An 18,183-nucleotide genomic window follows, 5' to 3' on the forward strand; every position below is an offset into this window, starting at 1 on the left:
TTATTTATTTGACAAATAATATTGCAATTCTTGATTATTATGAAATATAGAAATTTTATTTGATTCCTTATCTTTATTTGTATCAACGTACCCTATGACTTTTGCATCTATATTATATTCTTGTGCTATTTGTATTATGGGTTCTATTGTATTTTCATCAATATATATTTCCATTCTTTGGCCCATATTAAATACTTGAAAAGCTTCATGAATTGATATTTTGCCAGTTTCCAAGATAGTTTCAAAGATCGGGGGAATTGTAATAGGATTATCCTTTATATAATGTAATCCTTTGCCAAAATTTATGGATTTAGTTAAACCACCACCAGAGCAATGTATTATTGAATATATTTTTTCCTTATAAATTGACAAAATCTTTTTTATTAGAGGAGCATAAGTTCTAGTTGGGGAAAGCAATGCTTCTCCAATCGTCATATTATTTGCACCTGGTAATTTATCATCTATTGTGAAGCTACCTTGATAAGCATATTTTGCATCTATTGTAGGGGAAAATGTTTCTGGGTATTTGTCAGCATATGTTTTATTTAAAAGTATATGTCTTGCTCTTGTAAGCCCATTTGATCCAATTCCTGAATTTTCTTGATCTTCAAAAATTGATTTACCCGAAGACGAAAGAGCAATTATGACATTACCTGATTTTATATTGCTTGCATCAATAACATCTTTTTTCTTCATTCGTGTAAATACAGTAGAATCAACCGTTATTGTTCGAACTAGATCGCCCAAATCGGCTGTTTCTCCACCAGTGATTATTAAATTAATATTTTCTTTTTTGAGTTTGTTGGAAAAATCTTCATATCCTTCGATTACTTCAGATAAAATATTTTTATCTATTATATGAGCATTACGGCCAATAGTATTTGATAAGAAAAATTGATCAACAGCGCCTACGCATATGATATCGTCTATATTCATCACAGCAGAATCTTGTGCGATGCCTCGGAATACAGAAAGATCATCTGTTTCTCTAAAATAGAGATATGCCAGAGCAGATTTTGTGCCTGCACCATCAGAATGCATGATAGAACAATATTCTTCTTTGTTATTATATATTATATCATCAACTATCTTACAAAATGCCCCTGGAAATAGACCTTTATCTTGATTTTTAATTGCAAATTTAACATCTGTTTTTGTTGGAGAGACTCCTATTTTTTTGTATATACTCATTGCATACTAAGTGTGTTTACATCACTTCTAGTTTCTCATTTTTATTTTTGAAATTCCAGTTTTTTAATATTTATACTATTTCAATAAAACCGGATTTTCATATTTTACGTGCATTGCAGATAAGTCATTTATGTATTCTATTTATCGCTTTTGTTTATGCGTAAGAGACCTTTTTTAAGAAAAGCAGTATTAAAAAATGATTATCAAAGCACTATTCTAATTTAAGTTATCATTCTTATAATTATTCTTTTTTTACCTATTGCAATCTTTTTTTTGCCATCTATTTGCATATTAACATCGGTCACAATTTGATCATTAATTTTTACTCCTCCAGATCTAATTTTTTTCTTTGCTTCACTATTAGATGATGCAAAATCAATTGAAATTAATAAATCTAATAATCTAATTGTTTTAGCATTTATTTCTTTTATTGGTAATGCAGATGATATATCCATTTCAAATTCTTTAATCATGGCATCTTCAACATTTTTAGCTATCTCTTCTCCGTGACATATCTGGGTGGCTTGAGTTGCTAATATTTTTTTTGCTTTATTAATTTCTTTGGATTGTAAATTGCATAACTCATTTATTTCTCCTATTTCTAGATCTGTAAACCATTTTAAAAATTGAGCTACATCTTTATCATCAATATTTCTAAAATATTGCCAATAATCATTTGGAGATAATAGATCTTTATCCAACCAAATTGCGCCATTTGCAGTTTTTCCCATTTTTTTTCCATCCGTGGTTAATGCTAAGGGAGTAGTTAATCCAAACACTTCACTATTTTCTTTTTTTCTGCATAATTCTACACCATTGACTATATTTCCCCATTGATCTGATCCCCCTAGTTGTAATATACAATTTTCTCTTTTATTTAATTCTAGAAAATCATAAGCCTGCATTATCATGTAGTTAAACTCTAAGAAGCTCAAATTTTGTTCTCGAGAGAGTCTTGTTTTAACAGACTCAAATTCTAACATACGATTAATGGAGAATATTTTGCCGATATCTCTCAGCATATCTAGATATTTTATATCCTCAAACCATTCAATATTATTTAAAAAAATAACATTATCTGATTTTTCATGAAAAAATTTTTTCAATGTTTGAGATATCCCTAAGATATTCTTTTCTATTTCTTCTATAGATATATATTGGCGGCTTTTATCTTTACCAGAAGGATCTCCAATTCTTGTTGTGGCGCCTCCAAGCAAAATAATAATTTTATGCCCATCTTTTAATAGATGACGTATAAGCATTATTTGAATTAGGCTGCCAATATGTAGAGTGCGTGCTGTACAATCAAAACCTACATAAGAAACTATTTTTCTTGAAGATAAAATGGTATCTAATTTTTCAATATTCGTGCATTGATAAATAAAACCTCTTTGGTTCAAATGATTTAGTAATAGGCTTTTCATTATGTCATCTACCTTATAAATACCTTGAGATACAAAATTTAACGTACTTAAGATGATAAATAAATATACATTTTATGAAAATAGATAATACATTAATCAGAATATGTTTATTGATAATCATGGAATTGTCTGCATTAATTGTTGTTATTAATTAGCTTTAGTATCATTTGCAGCATCTTTTTCAGGTGCTTCCTTTTTTAGATTAAATTTTTCAAGATATATTGGATCCACAGTATTTGGTCTATCAAATTGATCTTGTTCATATATCTTGTTTATTCCTTTTAGAATAATGTTAAATTCAAATGTCAATTCAACATCATTTGTTTTGGTCATTGTAGCATTCAAAAGATGTCTTTTATGACTTGGAATTGTAGACAATCCAGAATTTAATTTGCGCTCTTTATTTTCTTTATTGAAAAACATGATTGTTCTTAGAGGTATAAATTCTCTGTGTTGTGCTATAAAATTTACTACCGATGCTGCATCATCACTTTCTGGATGTGGATATACAGTTGTAAAATTATAGTATCCTAGATTATCTGTTACAGCTATACCACTACCATTAAAGTATCTATCCCATCCTACTGGAAACCTTTTTTTAATCTGTTCAAATTGATAAATTCCTTTGTTATTTGTATGCCAAATTTTTACTATAACATTTGCTATTGGTATGCAGTTAGAATCTAATACTCTGCCCATAATTCTAATTGGTAGACCGTCTGCTACATATGGGGAGCCTGCTTTTCTTCTTAAATTATTTGAATATACAAATTTTTCTGGTCCTTTATCTAAATGATTAAATTCTGGCGTGAGTTCGCATTGCATTAGAATAGGATCTATAATTCTATTCACTAAATCTAAATCGTATTTTTCCTCTCCAAATAGATTATCAGGACATAAAATCACCGCAAATATAAAATGGTATATTACAATTTTAATATGTTTCCTTTTAAAATTTTTATGATTTGAAATCATAATTAACTGATATCATTAACATGTGTATTCAATAATGTTAACAATATCTAACTCACAAACGATAAATTTATATGAATTAATATCCTACACCTTTGATGAAAAATGAGTAAGATTCATTTATCACACTTTTTCATAACTTATTGTGTATTTTAATAATAATCTATTTATGATACAATCCTCCGACGGGTTGTAGGATTGTTTATAGTTTAAGTAATAAGTATGATTAAAGATTTTGTTTCAGTTGATTATGATGATGTTCTCGGTAGATTCCGAATCAATGAAAAAGATACTGGTTCTTCTGCAGTGCAAGTTATTTTACTAACACGTAGGATAGTGCCACTTTCTAAGCATTTGCAAAAATTTAAAAAAGATTTTCATTCTTTGCGTGGTTTAATTAAGATGTTAAATACTAGAAGATCTTTACTTAAATATATTAAGATACGTGACGTGAAACAGTATCAGAATCTTATTAAAAGTTTGAATATACGTAAATAATAAAGCATTTTGGCGCGCAGTTGTTTTTTGGTTAATATATAATAGGAATATGTGATTATGTCAGTTTTGGACAGTACTTTTAAATTTTATGGAAAAGATTTGTTTTTGGAAAAAGGGGTCTATGCTGGTCATTCTGACAGATCAGTTATGGTCAGATATGGCGGGACCGTCGTATTTGTATCTCTCAGTATAGGAGAATTTAATCCCTCTGGAGACAAAAAATCTTATTTTGGATTGCCTTTAATGGTTGATTTTTTGTTTAGAGCATATGCATATAATGAGATACCAAAAAGTTTTTATAGAAGAGAAGGGAAATTATCTGAGCGTGAAATATTAGCTTCTAGAATAATTGATAGAACTTTTCGACCTTTAATAGATGATTCAGTTATCAATGATATTAGCCTTAATTGCATGCTTTTATCATTGGATGAATCTTGTTCTCCTGAATCTGCAGCAATAATAGGTGTTTCTTATGTTTTAGGTGTTTCTCCATTACCTTTTCGTGGTCCTGCTGTTGGTATGGGTCTTAATTATAACCAAGGAAAAACTTTATTTGATGGCTCTGCAACTGATTTTTTGCCTTTTACTGATAGAGATGGTGAAGAAGATGTGAAACTTGATCTATTTGTTTCTAGTATTAAGGACGCGATTATCATGATAGAAGCGGAATCTAAAGGGATTAAAGAGGACGATATGTTGAAATCCATAGATTTTATTCATAAAGAATCACAAAATGTGATTGCATGGTTGAAAGCAAATATAGATGGTGATATTGATACTCTTTATTCTAATAGAATAGATAAAAGTATTGTTCAGCTTAAAAATCTAGAGTTAGTAAAAGCTATCCAATCTGATTATTATGATGATTTTAAAAAAGTTTTCTCTGCCGATGATTTTTATAAACCAAAATTTCTTAATGATAAGAGAAATTTAATTAATGGAATTAATGAGAAATTTTCGGAGAATAATAATCACGAATTATATAATGCTGTTAAATCTGTTGAAAAAGAAGCAATGGTCGATGTTTTATTTGATTCTGCTAAAAGAATTGATGGAAGAGCATGTGATGATATTAGAAATATAGATATTAAACTTGATGTATTGCCTGATTCTCATGGTTCAGCACTTTTTACACGAGGTGGAACACAAGCGTTGGTTGTGACTACTTTGGGAAAAATTTCAGATGCTCAGATTACTGATGATTATAGCGGACGTAAAGAGAGTTTTATGTTGCATTATAATTTTCACCCATTTAGTGTGGGAGAAATTGGGGGAAATCGTCCACCTGGAAGAAGAGAAGTAGGACATGGCTGTCTTGCTTTGAAATCTTTGAAGAATGTTATGCCTAATTTTGAAGATTTGCCTTATACCATAAGATTAGTATCAGAGATATTGTCTTCTGATGGGTCATCTTCCATGGCTACTGTTTGTGGATCAACTTTGGCTTTAATGGATTCTGGTGTGAAAATAAGTAAGCCTGTTGCTGGGATAGCTATGGGTCTAGTTTTTAGTAAAAATAGCGATGATTTTGTGATTTTATCAGATATTTCTGGCGAAGAAGATGCTTTGGGAGATATGGATTTTAAAGTTGCAGGAACTGATAAATATATATCTGCACTACAAATGGATGTTAAAACCGATAAACTTACCATAGAAGTACTGAAAGTTGCTTTAGAGCAAGCTAAAAAAGGCCGTTTATCTATTTTAGAAGATATGATTGAAGCCATTGATAGTCCTAGGACGAAATATAAGGATACTGTAAGAAAAACAGAAGTGTTTAAAATACATAAGGCTCAGATTAGTAAAATTATAGGTAGTGGTGGTAAAACCATCAAATCTATATGTGAAGCAACAGAATCTACAATAGATATTGATGATGATAAAGTTTACATTTCTTCTAAAATTGAACAGGGTTTAAATGATGCTGTAAATATTGTTCGAGGTATAGCAGGAGTAAATCGAATTGTTCCGTTTGTTGGAATGAAAACAAAAGCTTTAATCACAGGTGTACAAAGTTTTGGTGCATTTGCAATTATTGGGAGTGATAATCAAGGTCTTATACATGTCAGTGAAATGACAAAAGAAGATGGTTCAAGAAAAGGAAAGAGTGATAATATCTCTCTTAATGAAGGTGATGTGGTTGAAGTGGTAGTTAAAGCTATTGATTCTGCTACAGGAAAAATACAACTTTCCATGTTTGTTGATGATTATAAAGATAAAAAACAAGGTTCTTCTGAATCTGTCGCATCGCAAGGCAAGTCTTATGATTTTTATAAAAGAAAATCTGCTTCATCAAATGATGAAAATATAAAAACGTCTACTCCACATGCTAGAAAATCAACTGCTAAAAGATTTTCTAAAGAGAATAAGCATGGTGAAAAAGGTAGTAAAAGAGATAATATCAGCAGTGGTAGAGCTCAAGATAATAGATTTGTTTCTGGTACAGAAAGTGGCAGACGTAAAATGGAAGACAAAGATGTTGATACAGAGGATGAAGGGTCTATAAGATTTTTTTGAGAAATAAAAAATAAATTATGTTTCTATTAGGGAAGAATTGGGATGTTGTTATTGGGTTGGAAATACATGCTCAAGTTGTTTCGGATCGTAAATTGTTTTCAATTAGTGATTGTACTTATGGTGCCGAACCTAATGCTAATGTTTCTATTCTTGATGCTGCTTTACCGGGGACTTTACCTGTTTTAAATGATTTTTGTATATTGCAAGCCATCAAGACTGGGTTAGCTTTTGGCGCAAAGATAAGTAATTATTCTAGATTCGATCGTAAAAATTATTTTTATCCTGATCTTCCTGCAGGATACCAAATTACCCAATTTTATCATCCTATTGTTGTTGGTGGTAAAGTTACTGTAAATGATGATGAAGGTCGGAAGAAAGATATTAGATTACATCATATTCATTTGGAGCAAGATGCGGGTAAGTTATTGCATGTTGGTGATAATAGCTATGTTGATCTCAATAGAGCAGGCATCCCTTTAATGGAAATAGTATCTGAACCTGATATGAGCTCTGCTAATGAAGCAGTGAATTATGTAAAGAAGATGCGTCAAATATTACGTTATATTGGAACTTGTGATGCCAATATGGAGAAAGGAGAGATGCGTTGTGATGCAAATGTGTCTGTTAAGCCTGCTGGACAGCAGAAATTAGGTATAAGATGTGAAATTAAAAATTTAAACTCGCTTAAGAGCATTATGCGTGCAATAAATTTTGAAATTGAAAGGCAAATTAACATAATAGATTCTGGTCAAGAAGTTAAAAGTCATACTATGCTTTTTGATATCGATACTGGTGAAACAAAGCCTATGCGTCGTAAAGAAAGTAGTAGTGATTATAGATATTTCCCTGACCCTGATATTCCCCCTATAAAAATTTCTGATGATGTGATTAACAGTGTTGTTATTCCTGAATTACCAGATGAAAAGTTAGAGAGGTATATTAATCAATTTGGAATATCTAGATATTATGCTGAGATATTAGTAGATGATAAATTAGTTGCTGATTATTTCGAGAAATTGATTGTTAATTGTTCTATACCAAAAGCTGTTACTTGGCTAACGGGTGAATTATTTTCCTATCTAAAACGAGAAGGAATAGAGATATCTCAGTCTGTTATCACTTCTGATGTTCTGGCTCAGATTATATCTTTGATTGATGAAGGAGTTGTCTCTGAGGGTAGTGCAAAAAAAATATTTAACTGTATTGTTGAAGGATCTAATTTAGCACCAGAGGAACTTGTTGAAAAATTAAATTTGAGACAAATCAGTGATTATCAAGTTCTTTATGATATTTTTAAGGATATTATGAATAATAATCTTGATAGAGTAGTCGAATATAAAAATGGTAAGAATAAATTATTAGGGTTTTTTATCGGCCAAGCAATGAAAAAAACAGGTGGCAACGCCAATCCTGTTATGCTAAGTGAAATTGCTAAGAAATTACTAAATGATAATTGATTATTTATATGTTAAATACGTATCGTAATTTTGTAGATCAAGGTGAGATAGAATTTTCTTCAGAGCAATTTTCTGTGTTACAAAGATTATCTAATATTAATAATTTTAATAATTCTTTTTTTTCAAATTTCCGAAAAAAAAAGAGTATTTATCTTTTTGGAGATGTTGGTATAGGCAAAAGTTTTATTATGTCGATATTCTTCAATGCATGTAAAAAAAAAAGTTCGCTTTCACTATCATAGATTCATATCTGATTTACATAGTTATATAAATAGTAATCATGTGACGGTTCGAGAATACGTCCATGTTTGTTTTAGAGATATAAAGTTGATTTGCATCGATGAATTACACATTAATGATGTTGTGGATGCAATGTGTCTAAAAGATTTCATCATTTCTGCTAATAATATGAATATAGTGATTTTTTTTACATCTAATTATTTGCCAGATAAATTATATACCAGAGAGATAAATTCTGAATGTTTTTTTCCGGCGGTAGAATATATTAATAAGTATTTTGATATCGTAGAATTAACAGAAAAAAGAGATTATAGGATTCCAAAATTTGGTAATTCTAGTTCTTTTTACTGCTCTATAAATAGAGTTAATCCTATAACTTTGTTACGCAATTCTGGATTTGAATTAAAAAGTGTAACAGATGATGAAATAGAGTCGCTTGGCATAAAGATAAATTTTAAAGTATTAAATAGAAATATTGCTATATTAGATTTTGACTATTTATGTGCAAGTAATTTTGGTCGTGATTTATATTTTGCATTAACTGAAAAATATAAAATAATATTTCTTTCAGATTTATATCAGATAAAAGACAGAAATATATTGAGGAGATTGATCATTTTCATAGATCAATGTTATGAAAATCAGGTAAAGATCATTATTACTTCTACGATTGAAATAGATAAAATATCAAAATTAAAAGAGAGAGATATTAAGCGCAGTTTATCCAGAATAAGAGAACTAACTAATATAACAATCTTGGACCTTGAATAGTAAACAAGGTTAATCAACTAAAGGCATCATAACGTATAAATTGTTAGAACTTGCATTCTCTTCTTCTGATGCACTTCTATAATTTTTAATTACGATAGGCTTAGAATCTGCAATGAATAATAATTCTATTTCTTCCTGATTTTGATCAATGCAATTTAACGCATCGATCATGTATAAGCAGTTAAATCTTATTGCAAAATTGTGATGGGGCGCAGAATTATCATATGATATTTCGCCTTCATTTTCATATTCAATTTTTTTTACATCTACACTTTCTCTTGCAGATATCGATACCGAACTTCTTGCACTAATTTCAATTTCTGTGTTATTTAAAATTGATATTTCTGTACTTTTACGGCTGTTGCTATCGAATATTACAGATATTCTATTGAGACTATCTAATAGCTTCTCTTTATTTATTACCACCTTTATTTGATGAGAATTAGGGATTGCTGATTTACAGTTTGGAAATATCCCAGAAATTAATTTAGATACTATTTCTTTATTATGAGATTGTATATATATTTTTGTGAGAGAGCCACCATAACCAGTATTTGCAGATAATGATAGAATTTCTTCATCAGATACTATTTTGAATAATTCTAATACCGCTTTTTTAGGTATTATAATATCAAATCGAGATTCATACTTTTTTTCTAATTTAACCTTTGCAAATGATAAGCGATGTGTATCAGTTGAGCATGATGAAAGTATATTGTCTTCTAACACCAAATTCAATCCTGATAAGTTATATCGTGCAGGATCATTAGATATAGATAGTCTAGTTTTTTCTATTAAAAATCTTAAATCTTTTCCCTTTATTTCTATCAAAGGTATCTTATTAGGCTCTTCTAATGTAGGATATTTATCAGTATTAGAATAAGGTAAAGAAAAAGTAGAAAAAACACGATTGTCAGTTTTCTTATTAATTCTATTTTCCAAATATAGAAGATTGTTATGTAAATATAATTTTGATGATGTATCCTTGGGTAATCGCTTTATAATGTTAAAAATTGATAAGGCAGGTAACATAAGTTCTATATTTTCTATAACTTTAGTTCTTATAGTTTCACATATAGATATTTCTAAATCTGTTGCAATGAATTTTATGGCCCCTATGTCTTTATTTAAGATCACCTTAAAATTACTAAGCATTGGAATTGGGCTCTTTCTAGGAATTATATTTATTAAGTGAGTTAATAATGTAGCAAAATCGTTTTTTTCTACCGAGAATAAGTCAATTTTTTTTTCCTTAGTATCAAGACGCTCCATTTTTCAGCACAACACTCAGATTATAATAAAGAACCAAACAAGACAAAATTTTAACATATGTGATATATTAATGAAATAGTAGAGTGTTTGTACATATTTATTATCCTTACAATTATTTATGGATGAATTTGCAATAAAAGCTTATAGGATGCATTCAACGAAAAACGAATTTATTATATTGGATTGCTTTGTTTTTACTAAAAATTTTATAGAAAGAAATCTATCAAAAATTTTCTATCGTATTTTTGAATTAACCAAGAATAATCTTTGTGATCAGATTATATTCTTTTTCCGTGATAATCAAAATGACTGTGAAATGAGAATATATAATTATAATTGCTCTTTGGCTGAAGCATGCGGCAACGCTACAGTATGTGTTGCATATTTGTTGCATAAAAAATTAAAGAAAAACAGATTATCAATAAGAATTTTAGATAAATTAATTTTCGCGGATATAAATGATGACGGAAGTGTTTCAGTTAATATGGGTAAAGTTTCCTATGGGTGGCAAAATATTCCGTTATCAAAAGAGCAAGATTGCTTGAAAATTGATTCAATTGATGCATTCTATACAAAAAAATATGGATTCCCTATGGCTTTTAATGTTGGAAATCCCCATCTTATTTTTTTTATTCAATCTTTGGATATATTAAATATGACAGATGCGAAAAATCTTGAAAAAGATTTATTATTTCCACAAGGAATTAATATTAGTTTCGTGGAAAAAAAAGATAAGGAATATTTTGTGAGGGTATGGGAACGCGGTGTTGGAGAAACGCAATCTTGTGGCAGCGCAGCTTGTGCCATATATTTTGCACTCTGTATGAAGGAATTTTGCCAATTTGGAGATGATATATCTATTAATTTTCAAGGAGGAAAAGTTTTTTTATCCTATAAAAATGCAAACGTTATATTTATTAATTATCCTATTTTAATAGATAAATACTTAATATCTAAATTTAATTTTAAATATTTATATTAAATTATTAATTTATATAGTAATTCATGTTATAATTCTAGTTGATATTGTAGTCTTAGAGTTAAGGATAGTTGCAAATTCATTTTTCTGATTGATTATTTATACACTAGATCAAACTGTATTTATAAATCTATTATTATAAATGATTATTTCTTCATAGCTTTGATGCATAAGATTTCAATAAATATTAATATATTTAGATCTGTTCTTTTTGAAATAGGTTACGATTTTTAAAAAGTATAACATGCAGATTTTATCGAATAAAAAGCCGATTTCGATAATTTTTTATCTGATAGTTGTTTTTATGTATTTTAGAGGTAGTTTATGGTTATGGATTTTTAAAATATGTCTTTTGATTTAACTAGTGATGCAGTGTCTATAATGGATCAATCTATTGTGTTTGCTGATGCTGGACAGTCTTATATAAATATAACTGGAGTAGCAACTTCGGAGACATTACTAGAAGGTTTAATGCCAACAGTGGATCCAATCCAACCAGCAGAAAGACCAGAAGTAGAAGGTTTAATGCCAACAGTAGATCCAATCCAACCAGCAGAAAGACCAGAAGTAGAAGGTTTAATGCCAACAGTAGATCCAATCCAACCAGCGGCAAGACCAGAAGTAGAAGGTTTAATGCCAACAGTAGATCCAATCCAACCAGCAGAAAGACCAGAAGTAGAAGGTTTAATGCCAACAGTGCCAACAGCGGAATCAGTGATAAAACCATCAGAAGGATTAAAACCAGCGGCAAGACCAGAAGCGAAATAGTTGGTAGTTTAGAAATTACCAGCGGAAGTATTATTAGAGAGATTATAAGGTATTTAGATATTAAGGTATGTAGACCTATTTTTTTTGAAATAGGTCATACTTTTTAGTTTTTCTAAAGAGATTGTATCAGGTAAAAAAAATCGATCTTTAATAACCTTTTATTTGCTACTGATTTAGCTGATAATTGTTTTTATATTTTATTTAGAGGATGTTTATGATTATAGATTTTGATAGCGTTTCTTTTGGGTTATCTGATGAAATAATGTTTATAACAGATCAATCTGTTGTGTTTGCTGATGTTGAAAAATCTTGTATAGATATACGTGAAGTATCAGGTGCGTCAACCTCATATTTACTAAAACCAGCAATAAGACCAGAAGCAGCATTATCAGAAGAATCAGAAATAAAATCAGAAGCATTCCCAACAGAATTAGAGGCGGAAGTATCGGTATTACCAGAAACTGCTTTCAATGACGATTGGATAGATCAGTACTTTGATTTTAACAATATATGTGATCAAGATTTATATTTGTCATTTTCATTTTCTTTTGATGGACTTAGTGTTGATGACGCTCAATTACAAACTGCTGGATTTGAAGAATTGGGAGAGTTCTTTTTAGAAAAGAATATATTTACAGGAAGAAGTGGTAATAATTATGATGGTTATCAATTTTTCTACAAAGATGGTTGTATACTAGGTATTAAGGAGGGATCCCCTGTCTTATTACAATCAGAATCAGATCATTATGCTGTTTCTGCTAATGTGGTATCCAATATTATGCATGAATTAAATTTTAATGTATCTAAAGATTTAACAGCTGAATCTAACATTGAAGTAACAGGAAATCTTATATTCCGTGATGCTGATCATATTGATTCTCAAATTATGACTAACATGTATATTCCACCTTTAAATAACGAATCTATGGGAGAATTGGTATCAGGAGGCGCACACTTGAGTTTTCATACTCCTTACAGTTTTAAGATTGCAATTTAAGTTTGTTTTCACTGAAATGAGAATAAAGTACTTTTCCTGACTATTTGTGCTAGTTGCGTTATCGATTTATTAATAAATACAATTTAAATTTTCTTTTTTCTCGTTTAAATTGTACTTGGAGGTACATATGATAACAGGGGGTGATGATTTCATTTCACAACTTACTTCTTTGGCAAATAACAGTAATTCAGATTGTGTTAACGCTAGTTTTTTTATTTTCTATAATAATCATTTTAGTGACATGAATTTCAATGTTGATCTTATATGTGGAGCTGACTTTGATGATGGATGTGGGTGTTCGGGTGGTGATAAAGTAGAGCCATCATTTTTACTTACAAGATCTGATTATGAAGCTGCTTTAAATTATGGGGAAGATGTATCTTTAGGATCAATGATTGGAATTAAAAAACAAGAATTAGAACCTGTAAAAGGATTATCAATGGAATTTATAAATGGAAGTGAAGGAGATTTAGGTTCTTACTATATGAATGTTACGATGCCATATAAAAGTGGTGATATTCGCGTAGATCCTGATCAACTTGCTTTTTTTCATTCAGTAATTGATAACGAAGATAGTCCTGTGTCGTTTTATGGTTATTTGCAAGATAATACAGAAATTCTATTAAATGCACTACTTGAAGATTCAATGTCTAGGATATTTCTAACTACTAAAGATGGTTCTGGTCAAGATATTGCTTATGAAAATGATTTAAATCTGGTGAAAATTTCTGTTAAAGATGTAGATTTTAATACATTAAATGAATTTGCAAACGGGATTAAAGTTTCTAGCGAAAATTTCAAATATGATTATAATAGATTTTCAATTGATGGTAATTTATCCAGAGGTACAGATCCTTCAGTATATAAGTTGAATGGATTGCCTAGATGCTTTGACAATGTTTACTCATCTGAAAATGTAACTACTTTGATGTCAGTTAATATACCTGCCGTTCCTTTCTTATTAAAATATCACGTAGTTAATGCGTAAATTTTCTTGAAGGAAAAATGAGTAGATATAACTTTTGTGATTTTATCTGCTTATTTAAGAGAAGAGTTTAGTATATCTATTGCGATGGATGATAGTGCTTCATTTATGCTTTTTGAATTCATTAGATTACTAAACTCTTCCATTATTTCCGCTATGTCCTTTTCTGTGGAAAGCATGCTATCCAGATATTCTTTGTTGTATGTAGATATTCCTTCTTGTATACTTTTTTGTTGTATTATAGCACGTGCATGTTGTTCTATTGTCGCTTTTATATCAATCATTTCAGTGCAAGCGGCATCTAATATTCTGATTGCTGACGCAGGGACATCTGCTCCTATTAGCTCTGTTTCTTTAATGTAGTCCAAGGCAACAAAACATAAGGCAAAGCCATCTTGGTATGCAGTTGTTCCATATTCTTTGATGATACTTTGGTTAATTGCTATATTTCTTAATTGTGAATTTCCAGAAAAATATTTTTTATTGATGTGTGTCTTTAAATCTTCTACGTTATCGAAATTTGTTACATTATCAATTGAATCATATGATTTAGGGGGACAATCTTTTATTGCGGGGGTATTTGTTTTGATACCGGAAAAAATATATTTTGAATCATGTCTATAATTTAACATGGATGTAAAATTATCTCTTATTGTATCTATATTATCTACCAGCATTCTATTGCTAGATTGCGCATCTGAAGTAGATATTTGATTTCTTATTTCTTCCATTAATTTGATTGCATCCTTAACAATAAGAACTGTGATTTCTGATGTTGAATATGCCATATCTATTGCATTCATTCCTACTGCATTATTGCTTATTTGATTCCTACTGTTTATTATATTGGATATTTGATCAGTACGTTGTATTTCAGCAAAATTACTATATTCTGTGCTTTGTGCCATTTGATCCAATTTTTTATTGACATCTCCATAGCTCTTTGTTGACAGCAATCTTATTTTCTGATTGAAAGAATTTGTACTCACCCTTGGATTTCTAATGTTGGATACTCCCATAAATTATGTTTTTTAATTAAATAATCTTAGTATTGATTTTTGTATTTCTATATTTTGTTTTAGTACTTCATTTACTAAGTCAACTCTTTGACGTATCTCTTCAGCTTTAGCGCGTTCATCAGGTAGACTGACTCCTGTAATATTTCGATAATCCTCTGTAATTAGAGTATTATATCTGTGGTGTGTTTCACTTGTTGTTTCTTGCGTTGAAATTTTTAGCGAAGATGCATTTAATATATCTATTGAAAAATCATTAAAAGTTTGCTCAACAGTTTGAAATTGTATATTCCTGAATTTTAATTGTAAAAATTGACCAATATTTCTGTTGTCAGATATTGCAATATCATAATTTATACCGTCTCTTTCTTCTAAAAGTGTGTTGTGTAAATTTAGATCGGTAAAATACACAGATTTTGCTGTATGTCTAAGTAAATCATTAGTTCTTTTAAATAAGTTAAAGAATTCTCCTTCTGTTAAAAATCCTTCTTGATTATCATTATGTTGTATTTCTCTTATATATATTCCATGAAATTCATTAACAGTTTTCATTTGTATACAACCTGCAACATTATTTGGAGATATCGCTATCCCGTCTGCATCTACTAAATTGGCAAATAGTAGCTGTTCGTTATCTTTATACATCCTATGTCCTGCAGTAGGAGATGTAGGTGCTAAATCAAACCTTTTATTGATATTTCTAGGAACTCCCATTTCAGCAACGTTGATTTTAAATTTTATAGGGAGAGTTTCGCCATTGTAATATATATCCATTTCTAGATATATATTTTCCTGTTGTGTTGGTAATGCAGAAAGATCAAGTTGCATATTGGTATCTAATAATAATTCCATATACTCATTCTGCAGAGTAGTTTTATATTGCTCATATTGTAGTGCTGTAGGAGATATATCAATGTATTTGTTATTAACCTGATCGTAATATTTCACTTTAATATTCTCTAGAGATATTTCAACGCTTTCATCTGATTGATTATCTACCTCCATATTCAGATTCAATTTATCTCCTGCAAGTCCTTTATTTACTAATCTGACGCTTTTAATATTTTCGTGATTAGTGTTATCTGATGATGCAAAATGCTTATTAACATCATCAAGAAATTCACCAATTGTTTTATCATGGACATTTATCCTGTATGGTTTGAGATAAACACCAGGTGAAGTCTGTATTGGATTGCCTGTTTCCTTATCTATTAATAATATTTCAAGATCACTATCTTTTCCTACTTCATCTAATTTAGTGTATTGATGATTGCTAGTGATTGTTTCATATCCTGGTACGATAATACCATTATTTTGTACCGCATTTGTATGCTCCATTAATTGAAATGTTAAATCGTTCATTTGATCTAAAACAACTTGTATTTCTTTTTTCATTTCAATCATTGCGGTTATGTTTCCTTTGCCTAGATCTTGAAGATATAATGTTTTATCTCTACCTTTATCTGTTGTTTTCAATGTTACAGAAAAATCCTCTTCTGCTGCATTATCGTTTATATCGTATATATTATTGTATGTAAATTGTGATAATAAACTTCCTTGCAGTAATTGGTATTTGTCTTCGTGCGTACTTACATTGACACTTTTATTTTCTTGGATATGGTTTTCTATACTAATTTCTTTTGCTACATCTTCTAGTAATAATTTCTGTTTATAAAAGGCGTCTTGTAGTGCTAGGCCTTTTAGGTATCCTTTATTCATCTGTTCATTTAAAGAATGTATTTCAGATAAAGAGCTATTTATCTTTTTGAAACTAGCATTGATTTCTTCAGTTAAGCTATTATATATCCTATATAATTTTACTGCTGCTTCGTTGAAAAAATTCGTCATTTCAGTGCACTTTTCTCTGAATAACAATTGTCTTCCAGAGTTATCGGGATCAGAAAATAAGCTATGAGCTGCTTCAAACATTTTATGTATAGCGCTATTTATGTTTGTTGGATAATCATTAATTGAAGCAGAAGCACTTTCTGGCCTTCCTAATATATAAGATATATCGTGGTTTATTGCTAATTTTTTACTATGATATGAGAGTTCTGAATTGGAATGAATCATTTCTTTTAGCATTAATTCATCTGAAAAATCTACAAGAAACGATTTATTGAGACCATTGGATTTAACACTAGTATAATATTCTACTCTTTCAAATCCTGGGACATCAGCGTTTGTGACATTATAACTTACAACGTTAAATTTACTTTTTAAATCGTTGCTATAATTCCCAAGTACGGACGTTGAATCTAAATTCACTTTCATGATAATGCTTAAAATTTATTTTTTTTAATAATTCTATAAAAATAGCATCTCACTTTTTTGTATTTATAAAGAAAGTTTCAATATTTTTATCTACATTATATCTCTTAACTTTTTTATATTTTGAGTTACTAATTTTCTCTAGAAGTTTATAATTTAATCTTTGATATTTTGTTAACAAAATACGTTTCTTGTTAAGAGATTGGCTTAATGTTTTGATGATTTTTTGTATTTTTTCATCTTTTTTGAAAATTTGATTCTTATTTTGTATTTTGAATTCTAAAAGTTTATGTAATATTTCAATATTTTTTGAATAATTCTCTTGCGAAGACTTTTTATCCAATCGATTAAAAATTTCTTGAATATGAATCTCATTAATACCTATTAAACAAAATATATTTAACAATAGCTGTTTATCATTATCGCTTGATTTCATTTTTATTATTAGATAATGATAATTGACCTGATTTAACCAATTCTTTGGCAATCATTTTTGTATATTCTCTAACTAATATATCTCTAGGCAAATGAGCATTTTTTTGCTCTGAAAATAAACTATTTTCTAATGTCTTTGAGAATAATTTGTGCACTAATAGCTCCGTTAATTGTTCTTCAATTTCTTTATTATTTTGAGATTCTATTACTATAGGTTTAAATTTTTTTGTTTCTACTTTATGCTCAAAGCTTTTCTCTATGCTTTCATTTTTTTGAATGGCGCTATTTTCCAGTGATATTTTGTCAATTTGCATCAATATCTTATCTCATTGAAGGTCTTTAGATAAGTAGCTAATTCTTAGTCTAATTACTTATTTTTATATTAATAAT

Annotated in this window: 17 protein-coding genes; 9 read left to right on the forward strand and 8 right to left on the reverse strand. The window is 29.3% G+C overall.

The genetic code is table 11. The annotated features are described in order from the left end of the window. From GUI12_01860 to GUI12_01870, 3 genes are all read right to left on the reverse strand, one after another. Window positions 1-1,191, reverse strand: coding sequence for a phosphoribosylformylglycinamidine cyclo-ligase (locus tag GUI12_01860; GenBank protein UAT42896.1), 1,191 nt, complete (start codon window positions 1,189-1,191; stop codon window positions 1-3). A 221-nt stretch (window positions 1,192-1,412) separates the two neighbouring features. Then, the gene (locus GUI12_01865) at window positions 1,413-2,615 is read right to left on the reverse strand and encodes a tyrosine--tRNA ligase (GenBank protein UAT42897.1); all 1,203 of its coding nucleotides are present in this window, start codon (window positions 2,613-2,615) and stop codon (window positions 1,413-1,415) included. A 147-nt stretch (window positions 2,616-2,762) separates the two neighbouring features. Next, window positions 2,763-3,521, reverse strand: coding sequence for a dioxygenase (locus GUI12_01870; GenBank protein UAT42898.1), 759 nt, complete (start codon window positions 3,519-3,521; stop codon window positions 2,763-2,765). Window positions 3,522-3,809: 288 nt separating this feature from the next. On the opposite strand from GUI12_01870, the gene rpsO reads away from it, so the two are divergent. The 5 genes from rpsO to zapE (GUI12_01895) are packed head-to-tail and all read left to right on the forward strand — an operon-like array spanning window position 3,810 to window position 9,070. Further along, entirely contained in the window at window positions 3,810-4,085 is a 276-nt protein-coding gene (gene rpsO, locus GUI12_01875; GenBank protein UAT42899.1) for a 30S ribosomal protein S15, read from the forward strand. Between the two features lie 57 nt (window positions 4,086-4,142). Beyond that, window positions 4,143-6,602, forward strand: coding sequence for a polyribonucleotide nucleotidyltransferase (locus GUI12_01880; protein UAT42900.1), 2,460 nt, complete (start codon window positions 4,143-4,145; stop codon window positions 6,600-6,602). Window positions 6,603-6,619: 17 nt separating this feature from the next. Further along, window positions 6,620-8,059, forward strand: a complete 1,440-nt coding sequence (gatB, locus tag GUI12_01885; GenBank protein UAT42901.1) for an Asp-tRNA(Asn)/Glu-tRNA(Gln) amidotransferase subunit GatB — start codon at window positions 6,620-6,622, stop codon at window positions 8,057-8,059. An 8-nt stretch (window positions 8,060-8,067) separates the two neighbouring features. Beyond that, window positions 8,068-8,301, forward strand: coding sequence for a cell division protein ZapE (gene zapE / locus GUI12_01890; protein ID UAT42902.1), 234 nt, complete (start codon window positions 8,068-8,070; stop codon window positions 8,299-8,301). Further along, window positions 8,264-9,070: a cell division protein ZapE gene (zapE, locus tag GUI12_01895; GenBank protein UAT42903.1), complete on the forward strand. Its 807-nt coding sequence runs from the start codon at window positions 8,264-8,266 to the stop codon at window positions 9,068-9,070. The genes zapE (GUI12_01890) and zapE (GUI12_01895) overlap by 38 nt, the downstream gene beginning before the upstream one ends. A 9-nt stretch (window positions 9,071-9,079) precedes the next feature. Here the strand turns inward: zapE (GUI12_01895) and dnaN are convergent, their stop codons facing one another. Further along, window positions 9,080-10,342 (reverse strand): DNA polymerase III subunit beta, encoded by a 1,263-nt coding sequence (dnaN, locus tag GUI12_01900; protein UAT42904.1) that lies wholly within the window; start codon window positions 10,340-10,342, stop codon window positions 9,080-9,082. Window positions 10,343-10,460: 118 nt separating this feature from the next. On the opposite strand from dnaN, the gene dapF reads away from it, so the two are divergent. From dapF to GUI12_01920, 4 genes are all read left to right on the forward strand, one after another. Further along, window positions 10,461-11,324 (forward strand): diaminopimelate epimerase, encoded by an 864-nt coding sequence (gene dapF / locus GUI12_01905; GenBank protein UAT42905.1) that lies wholly within the window; start codon window positions 10,461-10,463, stop codon window positions 11,322-11,324. Between the two features lie 342 nt (window positions 11,325-11,666). Then, window positions 11,667-12,089 (forward strand): hypothetical protein, encoded by a 423-nt coding sequence (locus GUI12_01910; GenBank protein ID UAT42906.1) that lies wholly within the window; start codon window positions 11,667-11,669, stop codon window positions 12,087-12,089. A 214-nt stretch (window positions 12,090-12,303) separates the two neighbouring features. Beyond that, complete coding sequence (locus GUI12_01915; GenBank protein ID UAT42907.1) at window positions 12,304-13,086, forward strand: hypothetical protein; 783 nt, start codon at window positions 12,304-12,306, stop codon at window positions 13,084-13,086. Between the two features lie 127 nt (window positions 13,087-13,213). Then, window positions 13,214-14,074 carry a hypothetical protein gene (locus GUI12_01920; GenBank protein UAT42908.1) on the forward strand — a complete coding sequence of 287 codons (861 nt, stop codon included), beginning with the start codon at window positions 13,214-13,216 and terminating at the stop codon, window positions 14,072-14,074. Window positions 14,075-14,124: 50 nt separating this feature from the next. On the opposite strand, the gene GUI12_01925 is transcribed toward GUI12_01920, so the two are convergent. The 4 genes from GUI12_01925 to GUI12_01940 are packed head-to-tail and all read right to left on the reverse strand — an operon-like array spanning window position 14,125 to window position 18,107. Continuing rightward, complete coding sequence (locus GUI12_01925) at window positions 14,125-15,090, reverse strand: hypothetical protein (protein UAT42909.1); 966 nt, start codon at window positions 15,088-15,090, stop codon at window positions 14,125-14,127. A gap of 12 nt (window positions 15,091-15,102) precedes the next feature. Then, entirely contained in the window at window positions 15,103-17,361 is a 2,259-nt protein-coding gene (locus GUI12_01930) for a hypothetical protein (GenBank protein ID UAT42910.1), read from the reverse strand. A 49-nt stretch (window positions 17,362-17,410) separates the two neighbouring features. Then, the gene (locus GUI12_01935; GenBank protein UAT42911.1) at window positions 17,411-17,764 is read right to left on the reverse strand and encodes a hypothetical protein; all 354 of its coding nucleotides are present in this window, start codon (window positions 17,762-17,764) and stop codon (window positions 17,411-17,413) included. Window positions 17,765-17,777: 13 nt separating this feature from the next. Next, a complete protein-coding gene (locus GUI12_01940; GenBank protein UAT42912.1) occupies window positions 17,778-18,107 on the reverse strand; it encodes a hypothetical protein in 330 nt (109 codons plus the stop codon). Window positions 18,108-18,183: the final 76 nt, after the last annotated feature.

It is taken from the genome of Anaplasmataceae bacterium AB001_6, assembly GCA_020002265.1.
Lineage (GTDB): Bacteria > Pseudomonadota > Alphaproteobacteria > Rickettsiales > Anaplasmataceae > AB001-6.